Origin of the sequence: Photobacterium andalusiense (assembly GCF_900185625.1) — a bacterium.
GTDB lineage: Bacteria > Pseudomonadota > Gammaproteobacteria > Enterobacterales > Vibrionaceae > Photobacterium > Photobacterium aquimaris.
In genome coordinates this window covers 1-540 of record NZ_FYAJ01000065.1, presented here as the reverse complement: position 1 = coordinate 540, position 540 = coordinate 1, and the positions used below count along the sequence as shown (strand labels likewise).

Below are 540 nucleotides of genomic sequence, written 5' to 3'. Positions count from 1 at the left end.
CTAGCGAATTCTCTGGATGTCAAGAGTAGGTAAGGTTCTTCGCGTTGCATCGAATTAAACCACATGCTCCACCGCTTGTGCGGGCCCCCGTCAATTCATTTGAGTTTTAATCTTGCGACCGTACTCCCCAGGCGGTCTACTTAACGCGTTAGCTCCGAAAGCCACGGCTCAAGGCCACAACCTTCAAGTAGACATCGTTTACGGCGTGGACTACCAGGGTATCTAATCCTGTTTGCTCCCCACGCTTTCGCATCTGAGCGTCAGTCTTTGTCCAGGGGGCCGCCTTCGCCACCGGTATTCCTTCAGATCTCTACGCATTTCACCGCTACACCTGAAATTCTACCCCCCTCTACAAGACTCTAGTCTGCCAGTTCAAAATGCTGTTCCGAGGTTGAGCCCCGGGCTTTCACATCTTGCTTAACAGACCGCCTGCATGCGCTTTACGCCCAGTAATTCCGATTAACGCTCGCACCCTCCGTATTACCGCGGCTGCTGGCACGGAGTTAGCCGGTGCTTCTTCTGTTGCTAACGTCAAACGCT

Annotated in this window: 1 rRNA gene; it reads right to left on the bottom strand. The window is 53.1% G+C overall.

The annotated features are described in order from the left end of the window. Positions 1-540, bottom strand: a 16S ribosomal RNA gene (locus PAND9192_RS20470); the annotation flags it as partial.